Annotated in this window: 22 protein-coding genes; 10 read left to right on the forward strand and 12 right to left on the reverse strand. The window is 59.5% G+C overall.

Going from position 1 to position 25,685, the window contains the following annotated elements; genetic code table 11:
• Nucleotides 1-112: 112 nt before the first annotated feature.
• Nucleotides 113-1,975, reverse strand: coding sequence for an AMP-binding protein (locus Q0837_RS10910; protein WP_298468790.1), 1,863 nt, complete (start codon nucleotides 1,973-1,975; stop codon nucleotides 113-115).
• Between the two features lie 261 nt (nucleotides 1,976-2,236).
• On the opposite strand from Q0837_RS10910, the gene Q0837_RS10915 reads away from it, so the two are divergent.
• Genes Q0837_RS10915 through Q0837_RS10935 form a run of 5 tightly spaced genes read left to right on the forward strand, consistent with a single transcriptional unit; the run spans nucleotide 2,237 to nucleotide 9,668 of the window.
• A complete protein-coding gene (locus Q0837_RS10915) occupies nucleotides 2,237-3,688 on the forward strand; it encodes an SWIM zinc finger family protein (RefSeq protein ID WP_298468792.1) in 1,452 nt (483 codons plus the stop codon).
• Nucleotides 3,685-5,097 (forward strand): DUF5691 domain-containing protein, encoded by a 1,413-nt coding sequence (locus Q0837_RS10920; RefSeq protein WP_298468795.1) that lies wholly within the window; start codon nucleotides 3,685-3,687, stop codon nucleotides 5,095-5,097. Before Q0837_RS10915 ends, Q0837_RS10920 begins: the two co-directional genes overlap by 4 nt.
• A complete protein-coding gene (locus Q0837_RS10925; protein ID WP_298468797.1) occupies nucleotides 5,094-6,176 on the forward strand; it encodes an AAA family ATPase in 1,083 nt (360 codons plus the stop codon). The genes Q0837_RS10920 and Q0837_RS10925 overlap by 4 nt, the downstream gene beginning before the upstream one ends.
• 4 nt (nucleotides 6,177-6,180) lie before the next feature.
• Nucleotides 6,181-8,469 (forward strand): DUF5682 family protein, encoded by a 2,289-nt coding sequence (locus Q0837_RS10930; RefSeq protein ID WP_298468798.1) that lies wholly within the window; start codon nucleotides 6,181-6,183, stop codon nucleotides 8,467-8,469.
• Nucleotides 8,466-9,668: a VWA domain-containing protein gene (locus Q0837_RS10935; protein ID WP_298468800.1), complete on the forward strand. Its 1,203-nt coding sequence runs from the start codon at nucleotides 8,466-8,468 to the stop codon at nucleotides 9,666-9,668. Before Q0837_RS10930 ends, Q0837_RS10935 begins: the two co-directional genes overlap by 4 nt.
• Before the next feature lie 38 nt (nucleotides 9,669-9,706).
• Here the strand turns inward: Q0837_RS10935 and Q0837_RS10940 are convergent, their stop codons facing one another.
• The 5 genes from Q0837_RS10940 to Q0837_RS10960 all read right to left on the reverse strand — a co-directional run bounded on the left by Q0837_RS10940 (nucleotide 9,707) and on the right by Q0837_RS10960 (nucleotide 14,030).
• Nucleotides 9,707-10,180, reverse strand: coding sequence for a hypothetical protein (locus tag Q0837_RS10940; protein ID WP_298468802.1), 474 nt, complete (start codon nucleotides 10,178-10,180; stop codon nucleotides 9,707-9,709).
• Nucleotides 10,181-10,209: 29 nt separating this feature from the next.
• Entirely contained in the window at nucleotides 10,210-11,442 is a 1,233-nt protein-coding gene (locus tag Q0837_RS10945; RefSeq protein WP_298468805.1) for a sulfite oxidase, read from the reverse strand.
• 81 nt (nucleotides 11,443-11,523) lie between these two features.
• Nucleotides 11,524-12,699 (reverse strand): aminotransferase class I/II-fold pyridoxal phosphate-dependent enzyme, encoded by a 1,176-nt coding sequence (locus tag Q0837_RS10950; RefSeq protein ID WP_298468808.1) that lies wholly within the window; start codon nucleotides 12,697-12,699, stop codon nucleotides 11,524-11,526.
• Nucleotides 12,700-12,711: 12 nt separating this feature from the next.
• Nucleotides 12,712-13,764 carry a putative sulfate exporter family transporter gene (locus Q0837_RS10955; RefSeq protein WP_298468812.1) on the reverse strand — a complete coding sequence of 351 codons (1,053 nt, stop codon included), beginning with the start codon at nucleotides 13,762-13,764 and terminating at the stop codon, nucleotides 12,712-12,714.
• On the reverse strand, nucleotides 13,764-14,030 hold the full coding sequence (locus Q0837_RS10960; RefSeq protein ID WP_298468815.1) for a DUF6356 family protein: 267 nt from the start codon (nucleotides 14,028-14,030) through the stop codon (nucleotides 13,764-13,766). The genes Q0837_RS10955 and Q0837_RS10960 overlap by 1 nt, the downstream gene beginning before the upstream one ends.
• A gap of 128 nt (nucleotides 14,031-14,158) precedes the next feature.
• Here Q0837_RS10960 and Q0837_RS10965 point away from each other — a divergent pair, with 128 nt between their 5' ends.
• Nucleotides 14,159-14,620 carry an Lrp/AsnC family transcriptional regulator gene (locus Q0837_RS10965; protein WP_298468817.1) on the forward strand — a complete coding sequence of 154 codons (462 nt, stop codon included), beginning with the start codon at nucleotides 14,159-14,161 and terminating at the stop codon, nucleotides 14,618-14,620.
• A gap of 75 nt (nucleotides 14,621-14,695) precedes the next feature.
• Here Q0837_RS10965 and Q0837_RS10970 read toward each other — a convergent pair whose 3' ends face one another.
• The 4 genes from Q0837_RS10970 to Q0837_RS10985 all read right to left on the reverse strand — a co-directional run bounded on the left by Q0837_RS10970 (nucleotide 14,696) and on the right by Q0837_RS10985 (nucleotide 18,544).
• Nucleotides 14,696-15,961 (reverse strand): serine hydrolase, encoded by a 1,266-nt coding sequence (locus tag Q0837_RS10970; RefSeq protein ID WP_298468819.1) that lies wholly within the window; start codon nucleotides 15,959-15,961, stop codon nucleotides 14,696-14,698.
• A complete protein-coding gene (locus Q0837_RS10975; protein ID WP_298468822.1) occupies nucleotides 15,958-16,467 on the reverse strand; it encodes a DUF1772 domain-containing protein in 510 nt (169 codons plus the stop codon). Before Q0837_RS10975 ends, Q0837_RS10970 begins: the two co-directional genes overlap by 4 nt.
• Nucleotides 16,468-16,544: 77 nt before the next feature.
• Nucleotides 16,545-17,438 carry an NAD(P)H-binding protein gene (locus Q0837_RS10980; RefSeq protein ID WP_298468824.1) on the reverse strand — a complete coding sequence of 298 codons (894 nt, stop codon included), beginning with the start codon at nucleotides 17,436-17,438 and terminating at the stop codon, nucleotides 16,545-16,547.
• Between the two features lie 92 nt (nucleotides 17,439-17,530).
• A complete protein-coding gene (locus Q0837_RS10985) occupies nucleotides 17,531-18,544 on the reverse strand; it encodes an AraC family transcriptional regulator (protein WP_298468826.1) in 1,014 nt (337 codons plus the stop codon).
• A 378-nt stretch (nucleotides 18,545-18,922) separates the two neighbouring features.
• Here Q0837_RS10985 and Q0837_RS10990 point away from each other — a divergent pair, with 378 nt between their 5' ends.
• The 4 genes from Q0837_RS10990 to Q0837_RS11005 all read left to right on the forward strand — a co-directional run bounded on the left by Q0837_RS10990 (nucleotide 18,923) and on the right by Q0837_RS11005 (nucleotide 23,172).
• Nucleotides 18,923-19,555: an RpiB/LacA/LacB family sugar-phosphate isomerase gene (locus tag Q0837_RS10990; protein WP_298468828.1), complete on the forward strand. Its 633-nt coding sequence runs from the start codon at nucleotides 18,923-18,925 to the stop codon at nucleotides 19,553-19,555.
• A 9-nt stretch (nucleotides 19,556-19,564) separates the two neighbouring features.
• Nucleotides 19,565-20,323 carry a 2-dehydro-3-deoxy-D-gluconate 5-dehydrogenase KduD gene (gene kduD / locus Q0837_RS10995; RefSeq protein WP_298468830.1) on the forward strand — a complete coding sequence of 253 codons (759 nt, stop codon included), beginning with the start codon at nucleotides 19,565-19,567 and terminating at the stop codon, nucleotides 20,321-20,323.
• Nucleotides 20,324-20,695: 372 nt separating this feature from the next.
• Nucleotides 20,696-22,051, forward strand: coding sequence for a DUF1800 domain-containing protein (locus Q0837_RS11000; protein ID WP_298468832.1), 1,356 nt, complete (start codon nucleotides 20,696-20,698; stop codon nucleotides 22,049-22,051).
• On the forward strand, nucleotides 22,048-23,172 hold the full coding sequence (locus Q0837_RS11005; RefSeq protein WP_298469885.1) for a DUF1501 domain-containing protein: 1,125 nt from the start codon (nucleotides 22,048-22,050) through the stop codon (nucleotides 23,170-23,172). Before Q0837_RS11000 ends, Q0837_RS11005 begins: the two co-directional genes overlap by 4 nt.
• Before the next feature lie 18 nt (nucleotides 23,173-23,190).
• Here the strand turns inward: Q0837_RS11005 and Q0837_RS11010 are convergent, their stop codons facing one another.
• Nucleotides 23,191-24,201, reverse strand: coding sequence for a formylglycine-generating enzyme family protein (locus tag Q0837_RS11010; RefSeq protein ID WP_298468834.1), 1,011 nt, complete (start codon nucleotides 24,199-24,201; stop codon nucleotides 23,191-23,193).
• Nucleotides 24,202-24,258: 57 nt separating this feature from the next.
• Nucleotides 24,259-25,665, reverse strand: coding sequence for a BNR-4 repeat-containing protein (locus Q0837_RS11015; protein ID WP_298468837.1), 1,407 nt, complete (start codon nucleotides 25,663-25,665; stop codon nucleotides 24,259-24,261).
• Nucleotides 25,666-25,685 lie beyond the last annotated feature (20 nt).

Here is a 25,685-nt window from a genome sequence, read left to right on the forward strand (position 1 = left end):
CGACCCCAAGATGGGCCAGAAAATGCGAGGCGCTGCCACACTCTCCCGGCAGCGCCTCGTTTTCGTTTGGGCTGCGTCTTGCAGCGGTTCGATCCAAAAGGGTCGGTGGTTATCAGGCCACAACAGCCTCGTAGTGATCGATCGTCGCCTGCACGACTTCAGGGTTTTCAATCGTCTGCGGGATCGTGATTTCCCAACCGTTGACTATCGCTCGAAGCAGATTGCGCAGGATCTTCCCAGACCGCGTCTTGGGAAGCGCCTTCACTGCAATCACATGACGCGGAGCAGCAATCGGACTGATTTCCCTTCGGACAGCGCCGATCACCTCGCCGACGCCATCATTCTCATCGCCTCCCGATGAAACGTAGAAGACCACCGGCACTTCGCCCTTGAGGTCGTCGGCTCCGCCAATCACGGCGCATTCGACAACGCATGGGCACGCCGCCACGACTTCCTCGATCTGACCGGTTGAAAGGCGGTGGCCGGCAACGTTGATAATGTCATCGGTGCGGCCCATGACGCGAAAGGCACCGTCTTCGCCCATCACGCCAGCGTCGCCGGTCGCGTAGAACCCTTCGAACGCAGTGAAGTAGCCGCGAAATCCTTCTTCATCCTGCCACAGGCTGCGAAAGCTGCCGGGCGGAAGCGGCTCTTTGATCGCGAGATTTCCGGTCACTTCCGGATCAATCTCTGAGCCGTTTTCATCGAGCACCCGGAAGGCAAATCCCGGCACCGGATATCCAGCAGCTCCAATAGGCGCAGGGTCCGAACCCAACCCGATACATGTTGCCAGTGCGGGCCAGCCAAGCTCGGTTTGCCACCAGTGATCGATCACGGGCTTGCCGAGTTGCTCGCCGACCCATTTGACCGTATCTGGATCGGCGCGTTCGCCAGCAAGGAAGAGCGCGCGCAGGCTGTCTGGCCCGGCGTTCCGCAACAGGTCTCCCGCTGGATCGGCGCCGCGGATTGCGCGAATGGCGGTCGGCGCCGTGAACAGGATTGACACCTGATGCTTGGCAACAATCTGCCAGAAAATCCCGGCATCCGGCGTACCCACCGGCTTCCCTTCGAACAGGACGGTCGCGTTGCCGTTCAGTAGTGGACCGTACACAATGTAGCTGTGGCCGACGACCCAACCGATGTCGGATGCGGCCCAATAGGTCTCTTCCGGCCTAGCGCCGTAGATATTCGGCATGCTCCAAGCCAGCGCGACGCCGTATCCCCCGGTTTCGCGCACAACACCCTTTGGCTTGCCGGTCGTGCCCGAGGTGTAGAGAATATAGAGTGGATGATCCGCAGAAACAGAGACGCAGTCAGCAGGCTCCGCGTTCGCCAATTCGTCCTGCCAGAACTTCTCCTTTGCAGAGGTTAAGTCAGCCGAGCACTGCTCGCGCTGCCATACAAGCAAGGCGGATACCTCCTTGGTCGCGCGTGCCAGGGCATCGTCGACGATCGGCTTGTAAGGGATGACCTTCGCCCCTTCGATCCCGCAGGAAGCAGTGAGCACGAGTTTGGGCGCGCAATCGTCGATCCGTTTTGCGAGCTCGGCGGCGGAGAAGCCTCCAAACACGACTGAGTGCACCAAGCCTAGCCGCGCGCAAGCGAGCATGGCGAACACAGCTTGCGGGATCATCGGCATGTAGATGATAACCCGGTCGCCCAGCTTTGCGCCTTGTGCGGCGAGCATACCAGCAGCCTGCGCGACTTCGCTCTGGAGTTCTGAGAATGAGTAGGTTCGGCTGATCCCGGTTACCGGGCTTTCATAGATCAGGGCAGGGTCTCGGCCACGCCCAGCATCGACATGGCGATCAATCGCGTTGTGACACAGATTCAACTGGCCGCCTGCGAACCAACTACTGCGATCAGCGCCAAGGCCCTCCGAGGGTGCATTGTCCCAATCGAGCGCTTTTGCCGCATCAAGCCAGAAGCCATCGGGGTCATCAATGCTGTTCTGGTAGGCATCATCGTAGTGCATTGCGATTTTCCGCTTGGTCCAAAAACAATCGGGGGGAGCCTGCGCCCACTACCGACCTATACTAACCGTAGTCCTGCCCGGAAAGCCAAGCTGATGGCTTACCCATGCATGGTCTCGTACAAACTTAGAATTCGAATGAAGTGGGCACACCATAGGAGAGTTGCGCCCAAGCGGCGCATCCGGGCTTTCTTACGTTGATAACCACTCGTTATCGCTTCCGACGATATTCTCGCGCGGCTATCGATAGATCACTAATCTGTCATGGGTTTCCGCCGAGCCGAGGCAACCGGAGTTCACTTGGCCCTTTCGTTGAATAAGATTGAGCGGATGGCTCCCGATCAGGCGTCTCTCACGGCCGCCAAGAAGCTTATTAAGCCCGCAAAATGGCCGCTATTGCAAGAGGACGGCGATGGATTGATCTGGGGCGAATGCCAAGGGTCGGGCTCTACCCCTTATCGGGTCGCCGTTTCCGAATCCGATGCAGGATACAAATGCACCTGCCCCAGCCGCAAATTCCCCTGCAAGCATGCGATCGCGCTGATGTGGCTGCGCGCGGATGCGCTTGCGCCATTTGCCGCCGGAACACCGCCGCAATGGGTGAATGATTGGCTGTCTCGCAGGCGCGACCCTGCCAAAGGTCAGACAAATGACGGTAAGCCACCAGACAAATCCAAGGAGGGCCCTCACCCGTCGATCTCGGCGACGGCGCTCGAAAAGGAACCCGATCCAGCCAGCCCCGAAGCGATCGCCAAGGCGGAGGCTCAGAAAGCGCGCAACCGCGCCAAACGTGAAAAGCTCATCGAGGGCGGAATCGAGGCGATGGAGCAATGGATCGAGGATCAGCTCGAACGCGGGCTCACCGGCTTTGATCAGCGCGCGGTGAACGATTGCGACGTACTCGCCAAGCGTTTGGTAGATGCGAAGGCCGGGGGCCTTGCAAACCGCGTCTCCGCGCTACCTCCTTTGTTGTTCCAGATCGATGAGCAACACCGCCCGATACGCGCGGCGCGAGAGCTGAGCGCATTGTATCTGATCGGGCAGGCCTACACCCGGCAGTCCAAACTCTCCGACGCCTTGAAAGAGGATGTGCGTCAAGCGGTTGGTTGGGCCATGACTCGCGAGGCTTTGCTCGCCGAAAAAGATCATCGTCGCGCCGATGGCGACTGGCGCGTACTGGCGACGTCCGACGAAGTGCAGGCCGATCGATTGCGGCGAATTGAAACCTGGCTCGAAAGCACCAGCGAAGACCGGCGCAAGGCGCTACTCCTTGACTTCGTGCCTGTCAGCAGCGGCGCATCCGGCACCGTTTTCGAGCCGGGCGAAATCCTGAATGCCGAGCTGGTGTTCTACCCATCGCCGGTGCCGCTGCGCGCCCAGATTGCCGATCATCGCGGCACCCGTACCGCCGACGGGACCTGGGACGGAGCAAGCGCAAGCTTGCCCGATGGGCTGGCCGAATGGAGAAAAGCGCTTGCGCAAAAGCCTTGGCTCGATGGCTTTCCAATAGCCACGAATGACGTCGAACTGCGCAGCTCAAATGGCAAGCTGTTCGTGTGCAGCAACGACACAGCACTCCCCATTGCGCCGGGCTTTGAGGCGCAAGCTTTTCCTCTAACGGAAGTCGGCAAGATCAGCCTGTTTGGATTTTGGGACGGCTATGAGTTTGAGCCAAGTCTTGCCGCCACATCTCTGGGCGAATGGAGCGTATCATGACACCCGATGCGATCCTTGGCACTATGATGCAGGGCACCGGGCGCCGGCCACTGAAGCTGGCAGGTGAGCTTGCAGAAGGGATGAGTCCCGAGGATCCGGTCAATGCCCCACGACTGATGGCGCTCGCTGTACAAGCAACCCGCTTTGATACGCCGCCAAAGCCCGCAAGCTTCGATGAAGCGAAACCGAACCAAAGCGCCGAGAAGATCGTATCCGAAGCGGCGCGGCCGCTGATCCTTCGTCTCGTTACCGGCAAGGGCAATCCGGCGGATGACGTCGCTGCCTCTGCTGTCGCGCGGGCGATCGCCGCAAAGGGCTTGCGTCTTCATCCCTTCGACATGGCGAAGCTCGCCCCATTCGCCGCCAAGCATGCTGAAACACTGGGGCTGGACGCAGATCAGAGTGAACAGGCTGGCGCTGCCGACTGCTATTGGACTGGCACCCATACGCTGGATGCGGATAATTGGTCGCAGGCCACACCGGCGATAAAATCCCGTTTCATCGCCGAGCTGCGAGCAAACGACCCCGCTGGGGCACGAGCGCTGGTCGAAGAGCAATTGCCGCTCGAAAAGGCGCCGGTGCGTGTCCGCCTGATCAATGCGCTTGCGACTGGGCTCGGCTCGGATGATCGCGAGTTTCTCGAAACTCTGACCAAAGATCGCGCTCCAACTGTCAAACAGGCTGTGACGCGGCTGCTTGCCCGCCTTCCAGGCACAGGCGCGGCCGCTGAGCAGGTCGAGGAGTTGGTCTCTCGCATCAAGCGTGGCACCGTCGGATTGCTTCGCAAGCGCACGACGTTGAAACTCGAATTGCCTGCCACTGTGCGTTCTCCTGCTGCCGAAACCGACTGGCTGGCGCTCAACTTCGGTGCGGTTTCGAACCACGCTCTGGCCGAAGCATTTGGCATGGAGCCGGGCGCAATGCTGGAGGCAGCGCGCGACGATGGCCGCTTGGTCTGCGGGATCGCATTTGCCGCCTGTGTCGAGCGCGACTGGCCGCTGCTCTCAAAGATTTCCACGAACCATGCGCAGGACATTTGGATCAGCTTCCTGCAGCCCGGTCTGAGTGCATTTGGCCTCGCTACCGACAGCGAGCGGCGTGATTGGATCGACGCCGCCATCCCGCGAAGGTTCGATCCCGACCGGCTAGACACCTATTCACTTCAGCGCCTCTTTGATGCAATCGAAGGCCCTTTGCCGCTTGCGCAGGCCCGCGCGATTTTCGACGTCGCGCACCGGATCAGGCCCGACCAATCCGAGGCTTTGACGGCAGCGATTGCCCTGACCCCGGCGGGCGGTCTAACCGAATTTGCCCGAATACTCGAAAGCCGATCTCCCGAAATAACGCGCCGGGCAAGCCTGCTGGCCGAAACACTCATCCGTCTGGACGAAGGACCATCCAAACTATGACCGAACCGTCACTCCGCCGCTCCGCAGAGGAGACCTACGCCGACGAGCTTGAAGCCCTGAAACGCGGGGACGACCGGCAGCGGCCCGCCAACTGGAGCATGTCCCCGCAGGCAGTGGTCGACTATGTGATGGGCGGAACAGCGAAGGACGGAACGCCAATCAGCGCCAAATATGTCGGCAACCGGCGGCTCATCGAAACGGCGGTCGCGACATTGGCAACCGATCGCGCCCTATTGCTTCTCGGCATGCCGGGGACCGCGAAATCATGGGTCTCCGAACATCTTACGGCAGCTGTCTCAGGCACCTCGAACCGGGTGATTCAGTGTACCGCCGGGACCGATGAAAACCAAATCAGATATGGCTGGAACTACGCAGTCCTGCTGGCCAAGGGACCGAGCCACGATGCCTTGGTGCGAACACCCTTGATGCGGGCGATGGAGGAAGGGACACTGGTTCGGCTCGAAGAACTCACACGGATGGGTTCCGATGTGCAGGACACGCTCATCACGGTCTTGTCGGAGAAAATGCTGCCGATCCCGGAGCTGGACGATGCCACATTCGCAAAGCCGGGCTTCAACGTGATCGCCACCGCCAACAACCGTGACAAAGGCGTCAACGAGCTGTCTTCGGCGCTCAAGCGGCGCTTCAACGTGGTGGTGCTGCCGCCGCCGGCAACCATCGAGGAAGAGACCGCAATCGTCACCAAGCGCCTTGGCGATATCGGGACGAGCCTCGACCTTCCCGAGATCGCCCCAGCTGACCAAGAGATCGCCCGGATCGTGATGCTCTTTCGCGAGCTGCGCGGAGGACAGACGCTGGACGGCAAGCTCAAGCTCAAGACGGTCAGCGGCACCCTCTCGACAGCCGAGGCGATTTCGGTCGGGATCAATTCCTGGGCCGAAGCCGCACATTTCGGCAGCGGTGCGATGGACGCGCAGGCCATGGCAGCGAACCTCGTGGGTGCGATCGTCAAAGACCCGGTCAGCGACACGATGGCGCTGCAGGAATATCTCGAGAATGTCGTGCGCAAACGCAAGGGCTGGCAGGACCTCTACGGGGCTATCCGCGACGTGATGTAAGCCGATGGACGAACGCGCGCATCTCTTTGGCATCCGGCACCACGGACCGGGCTCAGCAGCAAGCCTGCTGGCGGCACTCGATGCGCTCGATCCGGCCATGGTGCTGATCGAAGGCTCACCGGAAGCCGAAGAGCTCGCGCACTTCGCCGGGCTTGAAGGGATGAATCCGCCGCTCGCCATTCTCCACTATCAGGCCGACAAACCCGCCAACGCGATGTTTGCGCCGTTCGCCGAGTATTCGCCCGAATGGCAGGCGTTGCGCTGGGCTTTGGCGCGCGGTCGCCCTGTGCGGTTCTGCGATTGGCCCGCCGCCAATGCGCTCGCATCAGAGCAGGATGATCTGACTGGCGAGGAACCGGTTGAGCCAGACGAAGCCGCCGCCGATGCGGACCTACCCCCACCGGTCGGCGGCGATCCGCTCGATATGCTCGCACAAGTGGCCGGATACTCCGACGGTGAAGCATGGTGGAACGCCATGGTCGAAAGCAGCCGTCCCGGACCGGAGGTGTTCGAGGCCATCGAATCTGCGATCACCGAGCTGCGCGAGGTCAGCGAAGCCGAAGACATTCTCGGCAAGGTACGCACCCAGCGAGACAATGTGCGCGAGGCCTTCATGCGATTGTCCCTGCGACAGGCTCTGAAAGACGAAGCGGGAGATGTCGCGGTGGTGGTCGGTGCATGGCATGTCCCCGCATTGCGAACCAAAGTCTCGATCAGCGAGGATCGCAAGGCCATTCGCGGCCTCTCCAAGGTCAAGGTAAGCTCGGCCTGGGTGCCATGGAGCGACAGCAGGCTCGCCAGCGCTTCTGGCTATGGAGCCGGAGTGACGGCGCCGGGTTGGTATCGCCATCTGTGGCAATTGCAGCGCGATGGCACCGCGCTCTCGCCCGAAGCCTTTACCGCTGGATGGCAATCGCGCGTGTCTGGACTGCTCCGAGAAGAAGGTCACACCGCCGCATCAGCGAATGCCATCGAAGCTTCGCGCCTCGCATTGGCTCTGGCCGCGATCCGGGACGAGCCCGCTCCCGGTCTCGCCGAGATGCATGATGCGACGCTCGCGGCGATCTGCCACGGAGACGAGACCCCGTTGCGACTGGTCGAACGAAGATTGCTGCTTGGCGAGCGGATCGGTTCGGTCGACGAAGCCGTCCCGCAAATGCCGCTCGCGCTCGATCTGGAGCGCTGGCAGAAGAAATGTCGCCTCAAGCCGGAGGATCTCGAACGCGAAATTGCGCTCGATCTGCGCAGCGATGCGGGCCTGCTCAAATCGACCCTGTTGCACCGATTGACGCTGATCGATGTGTGCTGGGGCCAGCTGATCGATGCTGAGGCCGGGCGTGGGACGTTCCGCGAAACCTGGCGGCTTGCATGGACTCCATCGCTGGCCGTCCAACTCGCCGAGGCGCTGGTCCATGGCGTCACGATCGAGCAAGCTGCGGCCAATCGCACCATGCAGCGAGCGCAGGAGCTAGGCGATGTCGCCGTGCTCGCGCAGCTCGTGAAATCTTGTCTGCTGGCCGACCTGCCTCAAGCCGCCGAAGCGACCATTGCGCGCCTGCAGTCGGCGGCAATCGACAGCGGAGATGTCGTCAAGCTGATGCAGACTATCCCTACGCTGGTTTCGATCCTGCGATATGGCACTGCGCGGCCCATCCCCGAGGCGCAGCTTGCTGCACTGGTTTCGGCCATTGCCGTAGAGGTTAACGCAGGGGCCTTCACCGCTTCGGCTGAGATCGATCAAGTGGAGGCGCAGGCATTCGGCGCAGCCATGCGTGACTACGACCGCGCGCTGAGCCTGTTCGGGAATGACGATCTGAGCGAGATTTGGGAGCGCGAACTGGCCGCGATGGCATCGCAGGACCGTTGCAGTCCATCGGTGCGCGGGCTTGCCTTGAGAATGGTGCATGACCGTGAAGTCTGGGTCATTGATGAAGTGGCTGCGACCTTGTCGCGCGCGCTCACACCGCCTGCCCCGCCAGCGGCAAGCGGTGCCTTTGTCGAAAGCTTCCTTTCGGACGGGGCGGAGGTTCTGTTGCAGGATCGCCCGCTGCTTGCGGCAATCGATGCTTGGCTGATGGGGTTGGATGAAGACACTTTGATCGAACTGCTGCCGATGCTGCGCCGGGGGTTCACAGCCTTTGCAGCGAGTGGGCGCGAACGCATTCTGGCTGCGCTGGGCCGGGGCGAAATCGCGCATGCAGGCAGCCAACAGAGTGCAGGCAAGGAGGCGTCACGCGAGTTCACCGAACAGGCTCTGCCCTTGCTCCGCACGATTATGGGGATCGAGCCATGAGCAACGACAAGGAAGCCGGGGCTCACCCGCACGCCGATAGCGAAGATCGCATTCGGCGTTGGCGACTAGCTATGGGCGGTGACGAGGACAACAACCTTAGCGAAACCGATCAACGCATAGATCGCGCCCTATCGGCCCTCTATGCGCCGACCGACCCTGCCGGTGGATCGAAGCGCCGCAAGGGCGGGCTCGGCGCATCCGCACCCCGCGTTGCCCGGTGGCTCGGGGACATTCGCGAATTCTTTCCTTCGCCCGTCGTCCAGGTAATCCAACGCGACGCCTTCGAGCGGCTCAATCTCAAGGCGATGTTGCTTGAACCGGAGTTTCTCGAAACACTGGAAGGCGACGTGCATCTCGTTGCCGATCTCATTTCCCTGCGCGGTGCGATGCCGGAGAAGACCAAGGACACCGCCCGAATGGTGGTCGCTCAGGTTGTCGAGGAATTGATGAAGCGGCTGGCGCACAAAACAACTGAGACACTTCGCGGCGCGATCAACCGCAGCCAGCGCACACGCCGTCCTCGCCCCTCCGATATCGACTGGCCCAGCACGATCCGGGCAAACCTGCACAATTGGCAGGAGGATTATCAGACGATCATCCCGGAAACGCTGATCGGGCACGGGCGCAAGAGCAAGTCCAAGGCAGACCTGGACGACGTCATCATGTGCGTGGACCAATCGGGCTCGATGGCGTCGTCCGTCGTCTATGCTTCGATCTTCTCGGCCGTGATGGCGTCACTCCCGGTGCTCGAAACGAAGCTTGTCTGTTTCGATACGGCGATCATCGATATGTCCGATCAACTGGCGGACCCTGTCGATGTGCTGTTCGGTGTGCAATTGGGCGGCGGCACCGACATCAATGCGGCGCTCAACTATTGCGAAGGGCTAGTTACCTCGCCCGCCAAAACCAACCTGATCCTGATCAGCGATCTGTATGAAGGCGGCAATGCCCGCGAGATGCTCTCGCGGGCTGGCGAGCTGGTGAATTCGGGCGTGAATCTGATCGTGCTTCTGGCGCTGTCCGACGATGGCCGCCCGTCATACGATCAGAACCACGCGCAAGCCTTTGCGGCGCTCGGCTGCCCGGTCTTCGCCTGTACGCCCGATCAGTTCCCTGATTTGATGGCCAACGCGCTAGCAAAGAATGATGTCGGCGCCTGGGCCTCGGGCGAAGGGATCAGCGTGATCGCGCAGAAGTAGACTGTCCCAGCCGCGCTTTGTCACCGTTTGGGCAGGGATCAGGGGGCTGCATCTGTTCCCATAGCCTCACCCAGTCCGGCGGGACGATAGGTGCTCGCCAGATAGCTCGCTACATTCTGGCGATCTTTCGCAGGCAGCTCAGGCATTCCATGATCCTTCACCATCAGAGCAAGCATGGCGTCCCATTGCGGGCGAGTGAGGCGCTGTTGAGCGACCAGATTGAAGCTGTGGCACCCTCCACACACCGCCTCAACATAGGACCGCGTTTCATCGTCCGATACTTCCGCCAATCCATCACTTGGCGCTAGGACCGGAGCGGACTCGGCAGCCCTATCAGGGTCGAGTGGGTCGAACACTGACGCATAGTCAGGTGACTTAGGCCCGGACTTGGCCATAGCTTCGATCCGCGCAAGGCGTTCAGCACTTTCAAGCGGGATCCCATCGGCCCTCTCTCCGCTTTCGAGAAAGAAGAAGGCAAAGACACCCGCAGCGACCGCCAAGGCCGCGCTCAATCCCCAGCGCCCAGCTCCACTCCCGCTGCTCATACGGCGTACAGGGCTATGCGGTGCTGCATGTTGTTGAGGTAGCCTTTGGGATTCCAGCCCGGAACCGTTGCCGGCTGCATTTCGCCGGAACTATCGGTGGCCCTCGCCCACACTTCGAAATAGCCCGCTTGAGGCAGCGTGATCGCGGCACGCCAGTGCTGCCAGGCATAGGAATTGGCGGGCTCGCTCAGCTCTGCCTCTATCCAAGTCTTTCCGTGATCGATCGATACATGCATCGCGGCAACCGACCGGTCCCCCGCCCATGCATGCCCGCGCACTTCGAACGGAGAGCGTGGCTCTACGCGGGCACCAGTTTCGGGAAAGGTGATCAGCGACCTCACCGGCAGAGACCCGATGATCTGCATGTCCTCATCGGCAACCTGTGTGCCGCGCGGCACAGGGTAGGCCGGGACGCGATAGGACTGTCCCGTCATCTTTGCACCGTCGTGCACCTTGTCGATGATCGAAATGCGCGTCAGCCATTTCTGCGAGCACGACCCGGGCCAGCCCGGCACCACCAGCCGAAGCGGATGGCCGTTATCCGCTGGCATAGCCTCACCATTGATCGACCATGCAATCAAATTGTTTGGATCGAGAGCTTTTTCGATCGGAACGCCGCGCGAAATCGGTTCTTTTGCCGGATCACCGGTCAGGTGGATATCCGCGCCGTAATGCGCGGTGTAGACTGCCTCGGGGCGAACGCCAGCAGCCTTCAAAACGTCCGCCAGCCTGACGCCGGTCCATTCAGGGCAGGCAATCGCTCCGAACGTCCACTGATTGCCTGACGCGCCGGGCGAGAAATACTTCCTCCCATTGCCCGCGCATTCCAGCTGAAGCTGCAGCGTGACGGTCTCGAACTTCTCTTTCAAGTCGGCGATGGAAAGCGTCAGCGGTGTGTCGACCAATCCGTCAATCGAGAGCGTCCATGCCTCGGGCTCCACATCGGTTGGGCTTGGCGGGAGCCCATTGTTGCGCACGAACATACGGTGGGCTGGCGTCACATTATCGTCGAGCAAATGCGCTGGCGTTTCAATGTTGAGCGGCCTGTCGTTGAGGACCGTCAATCCCTCTTTCCCCGAGGCATTCTCCGATGCATGCGCCTTTCCAACCAGCCCCCCACCTGCTGATAGATGATCAATGGAGCCGATCGCAGCGATTGCGCCCACGCCGCCCGATGCAGTGAGAATTGCCCTGCGAGTTGGCAATTTCGACTTGTCCTCAGTCGGCATTCGTTCCCTCCGAAGAAGCTGGTCTACCGGATCGTCTCTGTCCCGCACGACTGCCTCTGCCATGTCCCTCCGCAAGCGACATCATCGCGCCACCAATTCCTTGACCGCATCGACAAATCGCACAGCAGTGTCAGGTGAAAGGCCCGCCAGATTCACTCGCCCGGTCGGCGGCATATGGATGGCATGTTGCTCGGCGAGCGCTTCTGTCACTTCAGGGCCAAATGGCAGCAGGGAGAATATCCCCTTGGTTCGCCAGATTATCTGCAACGCCGGGTGATCATCCGCCGTAGCCTTGATCGTTTCCCGCAGAACCGTCATCCGGCCCCGCATCAATGCCAGTTCTGTCTGCCAGTCTTCTTTCAGCGCCTGATCCGACAAGATCGTCCCGATCACCTGCGCGCCGTGCGCGGCGGGAGCGGAGTAGTTCACCCGTGCCAGCACTTCGGCATTTCCTCGTGCAAGCTCTGCTGATGCACCGTCACGGCATTTGATGAAAAGTATCCCGATCCGGTCCCGATACAACCCAAAGGCCTTCGAGCCGGACATCGAGACAAAGCACTCCGGCAATTGTTCGATGATGTCGCGGATCGCCGTTAGGTCTTCGTCCAGAGGATTGCCCAACCCATAATAAGCCGCATCAATCAACGGGATGACGCCCATTGAAGCGGCCTCTCGCAGCAGGCTAACAACTTCGTCGCTGGGCAGGTCGAGACCGGTCGGATTGTGACAGGGGCCATGCACGATCAGCACGTCGCCCTGGCGCGCATTGCGAAGTGAATTACGAGCATTGTCGAACGATGCGGCGTCCTTCTGATCGTTCAAATAATCATAGACGCTCACCGGAATTTTCAGCCTATCGCTGATGCCTTGATGGTTGGGCCAGCTGGGTACGCCCAGATGAACCCTGACATCCGGATTGGCATGCTGAGCCAGTTCGAGGGCCAGTCTGATACCGCCAGTCCCGCCAACCGATTGCACCGCGGCGACATTATCTGGGCGTTCGCCATCGAACAGCAGCGCGCTCATCCCGGCGAGAAAGCCAGGCTCGCCCGCTAGCGGCAAATAGGCCTTGGTCTCATTTTCCGCGCACAGTCGCTCCTCGGCGATGCGAACGCTGCGCATAACAGGCGAAAGCCCGTTTTCATCGCGATAGACCCCCACGCCAAGGTCAAGTTTGTCCGGCCTGGGATCAGCCGCATAGGCGGCAGCCGTTCGGTACAGCGCATCGACACTGGGAGGCGAGAAGCTCTCAAACATTCAATCACTCGATCAATGAAAAGCGGAAAACGAGATCACAGCCAGTAGCGCGAATGCGGCGAGAGCCAAGGTTGGGATGACCAGGAGGATCACTGGCGTCCAGCCAATCCGCCAGATCGATTGCAGCGAAGTGAGGCAACCAAGGGCCGCAATCGCGAGCACAAGCAGCGCCTTACCCGCCGACGCAAGGCCTTCTAGGACAAGAGGCGGGACCAAACCCGAGCTTGCCACGATTGAAAGCGCGACAAAGCCAATCAGGAACACCGGCAGGATCTTTACCCGGCCGCTTACGATCTGGTCCGCGCACGTTCCACTCTTGCTACTCATCAGATAGGCAATGATCGCCACCACCGGAACCAGACAGGCAACTCGCACGAGCTTGACCATGGTGGCAGTCTCGCCAGCCGTGTCCGAAATCATGTAGCCAGCGCCAACGACCTGCGCGACATCGTGAATGGTTGCCCCGAAGAAGACGCCCGCCGCCTTGTCCGTCATCTCCAACTGAGTGGCGATCAGAGGATAGAGCACCATCGCAACGGTGCTCAAAGCGGTCACACCCAGAACTGCCAGTAATGTCTTGGATTCGTTTTCGCGGGTTTGCGGAAGTGCTGCCGAAATGGCGAGCGCAGCCGATGCGCCGCAAATAGCCACTGCACCGCCAAACAACAGCCCCGAAGCGGTGTCGCTGCGCAATATCCTCGCCGACACACAGCCGACGGCCAACGTGAATGCAACACCAATCAGGCATAGGACCAAAACCGGCCAGCCAAGCGCAGCAATGTCGCTCGCAACAACTCCGGCACCAAGCAGCGCTACACCAAACCTAAGCAGCTTTCTCGCTGCAATCTCGAGCCCGGGCTCATAGGTATTGCCGCGCAAGAATGGCTGTGCGGCAAGGCCGAACAGCAAGGCGAGCAAGATGCCTGGGAGACCGGTCAGACCGGCAATTCCCCAGGCGCAAACCGTAATAAAGATAGCCAGCAAAAGCCCCGGCACAGCCCGGTTAACGACAGTCGCGATTTTCGCTGACGTGTGGTCTATCCGGGAATCCGGTGCAGAAGCCATTACAGGCTTGAGCCCTCTAGCGTCGACGCGTCAGCCAAGGCTCTGTCGCCCCTGCGTTCCCCGCGATCGCGATTGACGACCATCCGATCATGCAACTCGCAGATCGCAGAGCTGCCGCTGCTCTTGAACCAGAATGGAAAGATTCCGTGCAACAGGCATGCAATCCCAGCCACGCACATGCGCAAGCCAAAGCTCATCGCCATCCCGAAATGTTCAAAATATGTTTCACCAACTGCCGCGGGATGCTCGGTAAATAGTCGCTTCATAAGTTCCTCGAAAATTCGTGGACCACCAAGCGCAAGCTCTAAAGGATCCACCCAAGGAAAGGTTTCTAAATTTTCTTTGAAATTGGCCTGAAGATAGAATATTTATCTATCTATCGGAGATATTTCGAATGGATAGCATCGATCGGAAGCTGTTGAGACTGCTTCAGGAAGACTCCAGCTACACCGTGGCGGAGATCTCCGAGCGTATCGGAATCTCGTCAACTCCAGTCTGGAAACGTATCAAGCGGTTGGAGGAAAGCGGTGTTATTGCCAGTCGAGTTGTGCTGCTCGACTCCCAGAAAATCGGGCTAGGTCTCACCGGGTTTGTCCTGGTGCGAACCAACGACCATTCCGAAAAGTGGCTGCAACAGTTCGCCAATGTGGTTGAGAGCATCCCCGAGATCGTCGAAATGCACCGGATGGCCGGCGACGTGGATTACCTGTTGAAGGTCGTGGCACCGGACATCGGCGGCTACGACGTAATCTACAAGCGGATCATCAAGCTGATCGATCTCCAAGATGTCAGTGCGAGCTTCTCGATGGAAGTCGTCAAGAGCACAACCGCCCTGCCATTAGACTATGTGAGCTAGGGTCGCTCATGGGGAAGCCGAGCCTGCTGGAGCGCGACTGGTCAAGGTCCCGAGTAGCCGGGACTGGTGACCGACTTAACCCGCGGCGCGAGCGCGAATACGCCGCCGCCAAAGGATAAGTACGGCTGCAAGCAAAATGGCCGCCACTCCGACCGCGAACACCATGAGCGCTGTTGGAAGACGAGATGCAAAGGTCAGGCTATCCACATTGCCGTTCTTCCAGAATACCCACTCGCCTGCGATCTCGGTCGCCAGCATCGGGTCACCAGTCGACAGGATCACAATTCCATCGCCTGTCGCCGGGTCCATTCGCGCTGCGGTGTTGATGGCTGGTTCATTGCTTCCGTCGTGACCGATGATGAAGTCACCGTGGTTATTTGACGCATACAGCATGACGCCAAGCCCCCAGATATCCGCGCCCAGTTCCGATGCGTGTGGCTTGCGCATCAAAGCTAATGTCTCTCCCGATAGGACCCGGTTCGAGGTCCCCGGCGCCTGCACCGCGATGAACTTGGCAAGGTCCTCCGATGTCGTGAACAGCGACGTGGCTGCAAGTGCGGTGTACCACCGAAAGGGCTCGGTTTTTCCATCTGGTCGAAAGTTCTCAGCAAGCCCTAACTCGATGGCGTTGTCGTGATCAAAGGTGGTTCGATCCATCTCGAGCGGCGCGAAGACCGCGCTCTGCATGAACTCGGGAAAGGGGGCCCCGGAAACCTCTTCGATCACGAGTTGCAAGAGCGAGTAGCTGCCGCCAGAATAGTTCCATCCGGAGCCAGGCTCGCTGCCCAAAATTGTCCTGCCATCATGGCTCGGCGATGCGTCCGTGGCCTTGGTCAACGATGCTTCGAGCGTCTGCCGGTCCTCTGCCCGGTCGAACCCGTCATAGCCCAATCCATCAGTGAGACCCGCAGTGTGGCTCATCAATCGCCGCACGGTCACGCCCGACGTATCGAATTCAGAATCCGGCATGTGCCAGCGTGCAAGATACCTCGAAACGGGGGCGTCGAGATCGATCTTTCCTTCTTCGACGAGGGTCATGATGCCCCACGCGGTGAGCCACTTGCTGAGCGATGCGACCTGGAAGACTGTTTGACTGTCGACCGCCTCACCTTTGGACAGGTGGAAGCCATCGGTCACAGTGCCTCCTTCCAGCAGGACGAAGCTGACATTTCCAAGGTTGCGGTGTTCCGCAATGTCCTTCGCTGCGAGTTCAAACCCTGCAGTGTCGCCAATTGGAGCAATGGGGTCGTGTCCCCAGCCACCATCCAACGCGGCGAAGACCAACCCACCCCAAGCCACGATTGCCACCACAAGCGCGAAGCCGAATCCTACGAGTTTCATCCTTGCACCTGACCACTTGTGATGAGTGTAACGGCGGCGATGGTATAGAGCCCCCCAGTGACGATGCTGCCCACGAACCGCACGTGATTGAGCCGAGTCCACTCCCGGCCATACTCCAGCCAGTATGCGTGCGCCTCAGCCGAGGTGTGATCGAGTTTTTCAAGCTTGTCGTTCATCGGAACATTGCCGAAAACCGTCATCAGAAAGACGGTCGGCAGATAGACCAGAGGCGCAAGGATCAGTGTCACGAGTGCAGCCCCTTCAAAAGCTATCAGGCTGTACACCGCGAAGAACACCGAGAAGACGGCGATCGACAGGATACCCGCAACGAACTGTGTTCTGATCACGTCGCGATTGATGTGCTGCATGGCCTCAATGCCGCCAGCGGGCTGCGTCTTGCACAATCCAGACATCACGAATTCAGAGAAGGCGGAAAAGACGCCGCCGACAACGGCGCTCCAAAGCGCGAGGAAGAAGCAAAAGTAGAGTGTCCAATCATAAGTCATGGTTCGGTTTCCTTCGATTTGTCTGCTGAAAATGGGAGCCGTCCAAAGCTCGACGGGTCGCCCCTCGGACAGTCAATTTAAGCCGGTAGCCTGCTCTCTGATTTCCGGTCCGGCCCGGAATTGCTGAGAGAAGGTGCATCCCAGACGCCCGTAGCGGCGACATCGCGCGCATATTCGGCAAAGTCTTTTGGTGGGCGTCCAAGGGCTCGGTCGACGCCGTTGGTCAGGTGGGCATTGCGGCCGTCGAGGACCGTCGAAAACAGGTAGTCGAGCATCCAGACCACATCTTTCGGCGCACCCGATTTTGTAAGTTCTTCGATAAAGCCATCGTGCGGCACGTCGACATAGGCGATCTCGCGTCCGGCCGCGTTTGACAGTTCGGATGCGACGTCAGCGATTGTCATGAGGCGAGGGCCCGTGACTTCGTAGATTTCGCCATTGTGGCCGTCTTCAGTAAGCGCTGCGACGGCGACATCAGCGATGTCGTCTGCATCCACGAAAGGCTCGGGCATGTCTCCGGCGGGCAAGGTGATGGCCCCGCCAAGGACCATGTCGATAAAGGCGCCTTCGGAGAAATTCTGGTTGAACCAGCTGGCACGCACCACTGTCCATTCAAGGCCGCTGTCCTGCACAATCTGCTCGCAGGCCTGAGCCTCTTTCTCACCTCGACCCGATAACAATACGAGGCGTCTCACGCCCTGCAATTTTGCGTGCCGGACAAGCGCCTCAATGGCGTCAGTTGCTCCGGGCATAGCCAGGTCAGGCGAGTAGGTGATGTAGATGCTCGAAACGCCATCCAGGACGGCATCCCAGCCGCCTTCATCGTTCCAGTCGAATGCAGGAGCGGAACCTCGTGATCCGATCCGAACCGCATGCCCTTTGGCAGTCAGCCTATCGGCAATTCGCCTGCCAGTTTTTCCCGTTCCACCGATCACCAGTGTGATCCGCTGATTTGTAGTTTGATCGGTCATTTGCTTGTTCCCGTTTGTTAGAGACAAGCATGGATTAGGTGAGATGCCGAGCGCTCTCTTGCCTTAGGATGACAGCCTTTGTGCAGATCGCGTCACCGGCTTTCTGCCGCGCTCAATCGATAGGAACGGGGGGTCTCACCGGCCCACCGCTTGAACGCGCGCGTAAAGCCGCTTTGCTCAGCGAAACCGGTGAGAAAAGCGATTTCGACAAGCGGGAAATCCGTCGTTCGGAGCAGCCGCTCGGCCAATTCGCGCCGGGCCTGATCAACCAGTTCCTGAAAGACCGACCCATCATCCCCAAGCTTGCGTTGCAGCGTCCGCGCGCTCATCCCAAGAGGCTGAGCAACATCCGATAGTTTGGGAACACCGCCGCTGAGATTTTTCCCGATCACGGATTTCACCTGCAGTGATACAGGAATATCTGTTTTGATCTCGGCAAGCATCTCTTCGACACGCGCATCAAAAAAGCGCGAGATCGCATCATCGCCAACAGCATTGGGCAAAGCCAATTCCTCGTTCGAAATGATTACCGCATTAATGCCTGCCCGATCTTCGAGCGGACACCCCAGAAAATTCTCCAGGAATTCCCTGTCGCCGATGAACGCATGCGCGCACAGCGCTCGAACCGGCTTGAAATGGCGCCCCGAAGCTTCGCGGCAGATGGCCGTGAAAGTCGCGAAAGTGGCTTCATTTGATAGCCTGGCGCCCATTGGTGCTTCATCTGTCAGCCGATGAAAGCGGATCTCTGTCGTTTGTTCGCCGCGCGTCATTTCGAGAGCTCTCACACGAGCAACGACGCCAATATAGCGCTGCGCACGATCCCATCCGTCCATCAGCGTAGGTGAGCTCTTCCAGGCAAGGCCGACAGCTCCAAGATCTTCGCACCGCATGGAAGCGCCCAGCTTGATGTGCGCTCTAGGGGCCCCATCCTCGGCCTGTGCTATTGTCTCAAGCAACCTGACATAGTCTTCTTCAGCCACCATCGTGGCGAGATCGGGAGGGCTGTTCATGTCGAGCTTGCAGATCGCAAACAGGCTGGCTCGATCCAGGCTTTCTGGCGCCTGCTCAATGGCCTTGCGCGCATAGATGGAGGAAGCCTGAGACACGCGCGATCAATAAGCGTTCACTAGCGCCGTTAAAAGGGGGCAGCCCGGACGCCCGCAAATGCGCTCTATCCTCCGCGCGTTTGATGCCACCAGCGTGGCTTGAGGCAAATGCACCTAACCTCCACACCGAGATTGCTTCGATGATCGATCAGCCATTGGCCAGAGGTTCGTTTCAAAGCCAGACGCCAAATGGCTCTAGTGACATTCAGGAAAAGATGCGGTTGAAACGCCCGTTCTAGCCGTAGCAGCGGGCATCGCTGGCCCAGTCCATAGTCGGTCAATATGCGCAACGAACATAGCGAAGAAGTGTCTTGCATCCCACTATGACACCGGTTACCAAACTTTGCGAAACGTCATCCAAAACGAAAGTGACATCTCATGAAGATTGCATTGGTCGTCGAGAACAGTCAGGCCGGAAAGAGCGACATCATCCATGATGCGCTCACCTCAGTAGTAAAGCCTATGGGGCACGAGGTTTTCCATTACGGCATGTACACACCCGAGGACAAAGCGCACCTGACCTATCCGATGAATGGGTTGCTTTCCGGTGTTCTACTCAATTCAGGCGCGGCCGATTTTGTCGTGACTGGATGCGGGACCGGCATGGGTTCGATGCTGGCATGTAATGCGATGCCTAACATCTTTTGCGGGCTCGTCATCGATCCGACAGACGCCTTTTTGTTCAGCCAGATAAACGCAGGCAATGCGATCGCCATGCCCTTTGCCAAGGGCTTTGGCTGGGCGGCGGAACTGAACCTGCAGGACTGTTTTCAAAAGCTGTTCGAGACTGAGGCTGGCCTTGGCTACCCACGCGAGCGCGCCGAAGTCATGCGCACCAATCGCGGTGTTCTGGCCGACCTCAAAAAGGTCACCTGCCACGACATGCTTACCATCCTGAAGAACGCGGATCAGGAACTGTTGAAGACAGCCATATCGGGTGAACGGTTTGCCGAGTACTTCTATCCGAACTCGCAGGATGACGACATTAGCGCCTTCCTCAAGGACCTGTAAGAACACGAAATGGCTAACTCAAATTTCGATCTTTCCGGCAAAACCGCGATCGTTACCGGTGCGAACACCGGCATCGGACAGGGCATAGCCGTAGCTCTATCTGAGGCTGGTGCCGATATTGCGTTGGTTGCGCGAAGCGATGCCAGCGAAACAGCGTCAATGATCGCCGCCACCGGTCGCAAGGTGGCAATCATCGAAGCAGATCTTTCCACCACGGAGCCATGCCAGCGTATCATTTCCGAGACCGTGTCTCAGTTTGGTCGTCTCGACATCCTGGTCAACAATGCCGGGATTATCCGGCGCAACGATGCCCTGGATTTTACCGAGGATGACTGGGATGCGGTGATGGACACCAATCTCAAGGTGCTGTTCTTCCTCAGTCAGGCTGCAGGGCGCCATATGGCAGAGCATGGCCGTGGCTCGATCATCAACATCGCCTCAATGTTAACTTTCCAGGGTGGAATCAGAGTGGCGAGCTACACTGCGTCAAAGAGCGGTGTGGGCGGGCTGACTAAGCTGCTCGCCAACGAATGGGCGGGCAAAGGCATCACGGTAAACGCGATTGCGCCTGGTTACATCGCGACCAACAACACTGCTGCTCTTCAAGCAGACGAGGCCCGCAACCGGCAGATTCTCGAGCGTATTCCCGCTGGACGCTGGGGCGAGCCATCAGATTTGGGCGGCGCGGCCGTATTCCTTGCCTCTGATGCCGCACGCTATGTGCAGGGTCATATCCTTGCTGTGGATGGCGGCTGGCTCGCGCGATGACATGATCTTCCTCGCACCCTGCCGAAATTAGAACGGCCGCCGCTATCGGCACGGTCGTATTCAAATGCGATAGCGAGCACGGATGCGGGAATAAAGAGACGCAGATCTCTTGACGATACAGATAGGGGTACTTTCTCCTTCGTTGTAGCGGATCTTCGAGCGGCAAAGGCAGCACACTCGGTTGCCTCGCTGGCGTTCGATGCATGCAACTAACAACGACTTCGATAGATTTACGCGTCCAGTATCATAGCTGCGCCGACCCTTCGCTCATTGTGCAGCATCTGGCAGTTTCTTGCGTGACAATTTGCGACAAGTCGTTGCTTGTATTTGCTGGTTACCCATGATTTTCTGAAGGTGAGCGAAGGGGGTCGCATGTCTGATCATTCATGGACTATTGCCGCGACGCGGTTTGGCTATGGCCATCGACCATCAGACCCGCTCAACGGCTCACCAAAAGCGTGGCTGACAAGGCAAGTCGAAGACTACGATCCGGATCCAGTTTTGCTTTTAGACCTGCCTGGTTCGGGACCAATTGCCCGGCAGTATGGCGCGTTCCGCCGTTTGCGCGGTGAGGATGAAGAAACCAAACGCTCTGCCCGGCGCGAATTGCGCGGCCATTTGCGCGACGCGATCAGCGCACGGATTGAACTGGCGGTTCACACTTCGTCGCCATTTGCCGAGCGGCTGGTCCATTTCTGGGCCAACCATTTCGCGGTCTCCACTGAAAAACCAGGTGCAGGACCGCTCGCGGGCAGCTTTGAAGCGGAATCGATCCGGCCAAACATCTTCGGCCGTTTTTCCGACATGCTACGAGCCGCTGAAACCCATCCGGCCATGCTGATCTATCTGGATCAGGCGCGGTCCATCGGACCTAATAGCCGCCGCGGACTGGCTGCCGCACAGCGCGGCAGGCGGCGAGCCGGCCTGAATGAGAACCTCGCGCGTGAGATACTGGAATTGCATACGCTAGGCGTGCGTTCCGGGTACACTCAGGCTGATGTAACGAGCTTCGCCAAAGCGCTGACAGGCCACACGGTTCCCGTCTTGCGGCGAAATCGCGGCGGCGGAAATCGCACATATGCCTTTGTCGCACCGCTGCATGAGCCAGGGTCCAAAACTGTACTCGGGACAACCTACCGCGAGGATGGCGCGCGTGAGGCGTTGCGCATTCTGGACGATCTGGCCGTCCATCCAGCAACAGCAAAGCATATCGCGACCAAGTTGGCGCGGCATTTCTCCGCCGATGATCCGCCGCCTTCGCTGGTGAGCAGACTGGAGCAGAGTTTTCTGAATACAGGCGGCGATTTGCAGGCGTTGACGCTGGCCCTGATAGAGGCACCAGAGGTCTGGCAGGCAGAACGCCAGAAATTCCTTAGTCCATGGGAGTGGAGCATTGCGTCGCTGCGTGCAATTGAGGCGGATCAATACGATCCATTTCGCGTCCGGCGCGTGATGATCCGCTTGGGACAGGACCTATGGAAGCCCGGGTCTCCAGCAGGTTTTAGCGACAAGGCATCGGCCTGGGCTGCACCTGAATCGCTTCACCGGCGCGTGGAAGCGGCGCAGACGATCGGCAGGCGCGGTTCACGGCTGGATGCGAGAACCCTCGCCCCGCTGCTTTATCCCGGGGCATGGAGCGAGAATAGCGCAACGGCGGTTGCGCGAGCGGAAAGCCCGGAACAGGCAATGGCACTGATGTTGGCAAGCCCGGAGGCAATGTGGCGATGATCATAAACCGGCGAAACCTGTTAGGCGGATCGGCCGCCGCAATCGGCGCAACAATGCTGCCAAGAGTGGCATTTGCCGCTGGTGGCAGCGGGACCAAAAGACTGGTCTTCGTGCTGCAGCGCGGTGCCGCAGATGGTCTGGGTATCATCGCACCTGTTGGCGATCCGGCCTATGCTGGTTTGCGCGGTGCGCTGGCAGAAGATTACGCGGATGCGCCCCTGATCGGCGGGCTTTTCGCACTCCATCCTGCACTTCAGCGCTCAGCAGAAATGTACGCAGGCGGCGAAATGATGGCGATCCACGCGGTTGCCTCCGCCTATCGCGACCGGTCGCACTTCGATGGACAGAATGTGCTCGAAAGCGGCGGAACCCGGCCATACGAACGCAAGGATGGCTGGCTCAACCGGCTCGTTGGCATGTTGCCGGATGCAAGCGCGTCGGGCCTCGCCATTTCACAAACCATCCCGCTGGCGCTGCAAGGTCCGCACAAGGCGGGTTCCTATGCCCCGTCGCGGCTGCCCGACGCCGCAGACGATTACATGCGCCGGATCGGCCAGCTCTATATGGGCGATGAGCGGCTCCATATGCTGTGGGAAGAGAGCATTGCGACCCGTGCCATAGCCGAAAGCATGGATGGCGGCGGCGATATGCGGCAGGCCGCCGATGTAGGGTCCCTCGCCGCGCGCATGCTTTCGAGCAAGGACGGTGCGCGCATAGCCATGATCGAAACCAGCGGCTGGGATACGCATAACGGCCAGAGGCGGCGGCTGGCACGCGAGCTGGGCAAGCTCGATACGCTGATCGAAGCGCTGAAGATGGGCATGGGCGAACTATGGGATGATACGCTGGTGATCGTCGCCACAGAATTCGGCCGCACCGCTTCTGTCAACGGAACCAACGGGACCGATCACGGGACAGCTTCTGCGACGCTGCTTTACGGAGGTTCACTGGGCGGCGGAGATGTGCTGGGCGATTGGCCCGGCCTAAAGCAAAGCGATCTTTACGAGGCGCGTGATCTCAGGCCGACAAATGCACTAGAGGACGTTATTGCCTCAACCACTGCCAGCCACTTTGCACTTGATCCTGAGCTGACGAGGCGAACGCTTTTCCCCGGGCGTTAACGCGCCAACGCAGTCCGCTTATTCTGGCGCAGCGCTGTCATAGGCCAGTCTGAAACCGACATTTGACGCCCCTAATCCTGCATCGCGCCCCTGCCGGCTTTCAGGCCGATAACGCTGGCAATAATTGGGAGCGCAAAGGTAGCTTCCGCCTTTCATCACGCGGCTGGCGAAGCCGGGGTTAAGGGGATCGTATGCGGCGTTTTCGCTGGGGCCGCGCGGATTGTCGCGATCTGCCGGGTCATGGCCCGGCCGAAAGTAATCAGCGGTCACTTCCCATACATTGCCGACCATATCGTAGAGTCCGTATGCGTTGGGCTTGAAACAGCCGACCGGTGCAATGCCTTTAAACCCGTCACTCCCTTCGTTGACGACCGGGAACACCCCTTGCCAGCTGTTCGCGAGACGCGGATCGGGCTGCTCGGTATATTTCTCCGCGCCTCCGCTGGCGGCATATTCCCACTCCGCCTCAGTCGGGATACGCCCGCCCTTCCACTCAGCGAAAGCGCGCATATCGTCCCATGCCAAATGCACCACAGGCTGGCTGGGCTGCGCATCGGGACCATCGGGGCCATAGGGTTTTTGCCAGTTCGCTCCGGGGACATACTCCCACCAGTCGCCGTAATTGCGCGAAGGCCGCTCGGGCGGCGTGAAGACGGCGGACCCAGGCTCCAGCATGAAGGGCGGAATTTGTTCGACCGGGACACCGAATTGCGCCGGATCGACCGGTTTCTCGGCCACGCTTTTGTAGCCCGTTGCTTCAACGAATTCGGCGAACTGGCGGTTCGTCACCTCATGCGGATCGATCCAGAATCCGCCAACGGTTGTTTGCCGCTCAGGCCCCTCCTCCGCATAAACGACGTCGCTGCCCATGATGAACGTTCCGCCTTCGATGCGCACGCGCGCGCTGGAGGGCGCCTTGCATGTGGTCGCTGGGGCAAAGTCGCTCGCCGAAGTTGGCAGTGGCTGATCTGCTTCTTCGCCGTCCGATGGGCTGCAGGCGGTGAGACTTAGTGCCGTGACAGCCGCCACAAGACTGCATAGCCGCCACCTGTCATGTCTCGTTGGCTTTTGTACCATCAAACCGGCCTAGCGCGGGCTAATCGTCCTTGTCACGGGTCCATCGTCACCCAGCAGATACATCCGTCTTGCATCCGTGCCTCGCGCTCTTTCGGCAACGATCACACGCGCATCGGGATGTGCGTTGCGAATGAAGCTGCTGATCGCAAAACTTGCCTTATCACGCACCAGAAGCTCGCGAGTCCGCGCGAAGCTAGCCCCGCCGTCTTCGCTTTCCCACCAGGCGATCATAGCCTCGCCACCGCTTCTCTGAGATGCAAGCAGGAAGCGCACATCTTCGCGGCCGTCCACCACCAGATCGCCGTTGCCGACTGGCAGTCTGGTTGATTTCCCGCCGACCCACTCGCTGCCGCTCCAGCGATAATGGCGCATCTGTTTCGGGCCGCCCACTTTGGTCACACCCAGATCTTCTCCCATGGTGATACCGATATGGGGATGCCCCAGGTCATCAAGCGTGACTGAAGCGTTGAACGACCACAGATCGCCAGATCTGGCGACCAGGGTCTTCTCCTCGGCAACTTCACGCGTCAGCGGCATGGGAAGCTGTTCGCCCTCGACATTCCGCCAGCTGCCATCGCCTGTGTCGAAGACCATGTAGAACAGATCCTGACGGTTGGCTGTGTGGCCGCGCGCATCGGGTGCTCCGGCTCCGTCCCAGCACAGATGGTAATCAAAGCTGACGATGATCTCATCACCCTCTCCTTTGGTCACATAGGGATACCAGCTGTCGACCGCCTGCAGATCGGTGCGGCGTTTATGCTTGAGGAAAGACACAGGCTCGCTGAAGGTGCGGCCGTTATCCGTTGATTTGTGATACACCCAATCGCTGCGATGCGCGCCGTGGCGATAGAACAGATAGATATCGCCATTATCCATTTTCACCACCTGATTGTAGGTGCCGAAAGGCGGGATCGTATCCAGTTCTTCCCATTCTGAAATGTCATACGGCCGCTTGGAAACGACATGCTTGTTCTCACCATAATGGTGATTGCCAAGCGGGTTTTTGCCCAGCTCCGGCGTGCCGCCATGCCCGCCGAAAAAGATATGGACGTAGCCGGCATCGTCGATGATCAGAGTGGGCTTGCCGTGATTGTCGATCTTGCGAGTGGGATCCTTTCCCATCGCGCTCACGCCAGCTTTGAAAGGCCCGCTCCATTCGCCGGTGTTGTGATTGTACGACGCCACGTAGGGGTCTTCCAGCGGCCCTTGATAGCTCACATAGGTGATGCCGTCCTTATATTCTCCGGCTGGATGCTGGACCACGGCGACCGCATTGCCCAGCCCGTTATCGGCGAAATATTCGGTCTGGGATGTAGTCGCCGTCGCGGCGCTTTGCGGACCGTATGCACCGGTGCATCCGGCGATCCCGGCCATGCAGGCCGTGAATGCTGCTGCGAAAAGGAGTGAGCGTTTCATGTGTCTGGGCCTTGAATGAT

The sequence above is a fragment of the uncultured Erythrobacter sp. genome (genome assembly GCF_947499705.1).
Classification (GTDB): Bacteria; Pseudomonadota; Alphaproteobacteria; order Sphingomonadales; family Sphingomonadaceae; genus Erythrobacter.

Bases quoted from the DNA above. Each gene is read 5' to 3' on its own strand.
- Q0837_RS10910 (WP_298468790.1), bottom strand. From the start codon at position 1,975: ATGCACTACGATGATGCCTACCAGAACAGCATTGATGACCCCGATGGC.
- Q0837_RS10915 (WP_298468792.1), top strand. From the start codon at position 2,237: ATGGGTTTCCGCCGAGCCGAGGCAACCGGAGTTCACTTGGCCCTTTCG.
- Q0837_RS10920 (WP_298468795.1), top strand. From the start codon at position 3,685: ATGACACCCGATGCGATCCTTGGCACTATGATGCAGGGCACCGGGCGC.
- Q0837_RS10925 (WP_298468797.1), top strand. From the start codon at position 5,094: ATGACCGAACCGTCACTCCGCCGCTCCGCAGAGGAGACCTACGCCGAC.
- Q0837_RS10930 (WP_298468798.1), top strand. From the start codon at position 6,181: ATGGACGAACGCGCGCATCTCTTTGGCATCCGGCACCACGGACCGGGC.
- Q0837_RS10935 (WP_298468800.1), top strand. From the start codon at position 8,466: ATGAGCAACGACAAGGAAGCCGGGGCTCACCCGCACGCCGATAGCGAA.
- Q0837_RS10945 (WP_298468805.1), bottom strand. From the start codon at position 11,442: ATGCCGACTGAGGACAAGTCGAAATTGCCAACTCGCAGGGCAATTCTC.
- Q0837_RS10950 (WP_298468808.1), bottom strand. From the start codon at position 12,699: ATGTTTGAGAGCTTCTCGCCTCCCAGTGTCGATGCGCTGTACCGAACG.
- Q0837_RS10955 (WP_298468812.1), bottom strand. From the start codon at position 13,764: ATGGCTTCTGCACCGGATTCCCGGATAGACCACACGTCAGCGAAAATC.
- Q0837_RS10960 (WP_298468815.1), bottom strand. From the start codon at position 14,030: ATGAAGCGACTATTTACCGAGCATCCCGCGGCAGTTGGTGAAACATAT.
- Q0837_RS10965 (WP_298468817.1), top strand. From the start codon at position 14,159: ATGGATAGCATCGATCGGAAGCTGTTGAGACTGCTTCAGGAAGACTCC.
- Q0837_RS10970 (WP_298468819.1), bottom strand. From the start codon at position 15,961: ATGAAACTCGTAGGATTCGGCTTCGCGCTTGTGGTGGCAATCGTGGCT.
- Q0837_RS10975 (WP_298468822.1), bottom strand. From the start codon at position 16,467: ATGACTTATGATTGGACACTCTACTTTTGCTTCTTCCTCGCGCTTTGG.
- Q0837_RS10980 (WP_298468824.1), bottom strand. From the start codon at position 17,438: ATGACCGATCAAACTACAAATCAGCGGATCACACTGGTGATCGGTGGA.
- Q0837_RS10990 (WP_298468828.1), top strand. From the start codon at position 18,923: ATGAAGATTGCATTGGTCGTCGAGAACAGTCAGGCCGGAAAGAGCGAC.
- kduD (WP_298468830.1), top strand. From the start codon at position 19,565: ATGGCTAACTCAAATTTCGATCTTTCCGGCAAAACCGCGATCGTTACC.
- Q0837_RS11000 (WP_298468832.1), top strand. From the start codon at position 20,696: ATGTCTGATCATTCATGGACTATTGCCGCGACGCGGTTTGGCTATGGC.
- Q0837_RS11005 (WP_298469885.1), top strand. From the start codon at position 22,048: ATGATCATAAACCGGCGAAACCTGTTAGGCGGATCGGCCGCCGCAATC.
- Q0837_RS11015 (WP_298468837.1), bottom strand. From the start codon at position 25,665: ATGAAACGCTCACTCCTTTTCGCAGCAGCATTCACGGCCTGCATGGCC.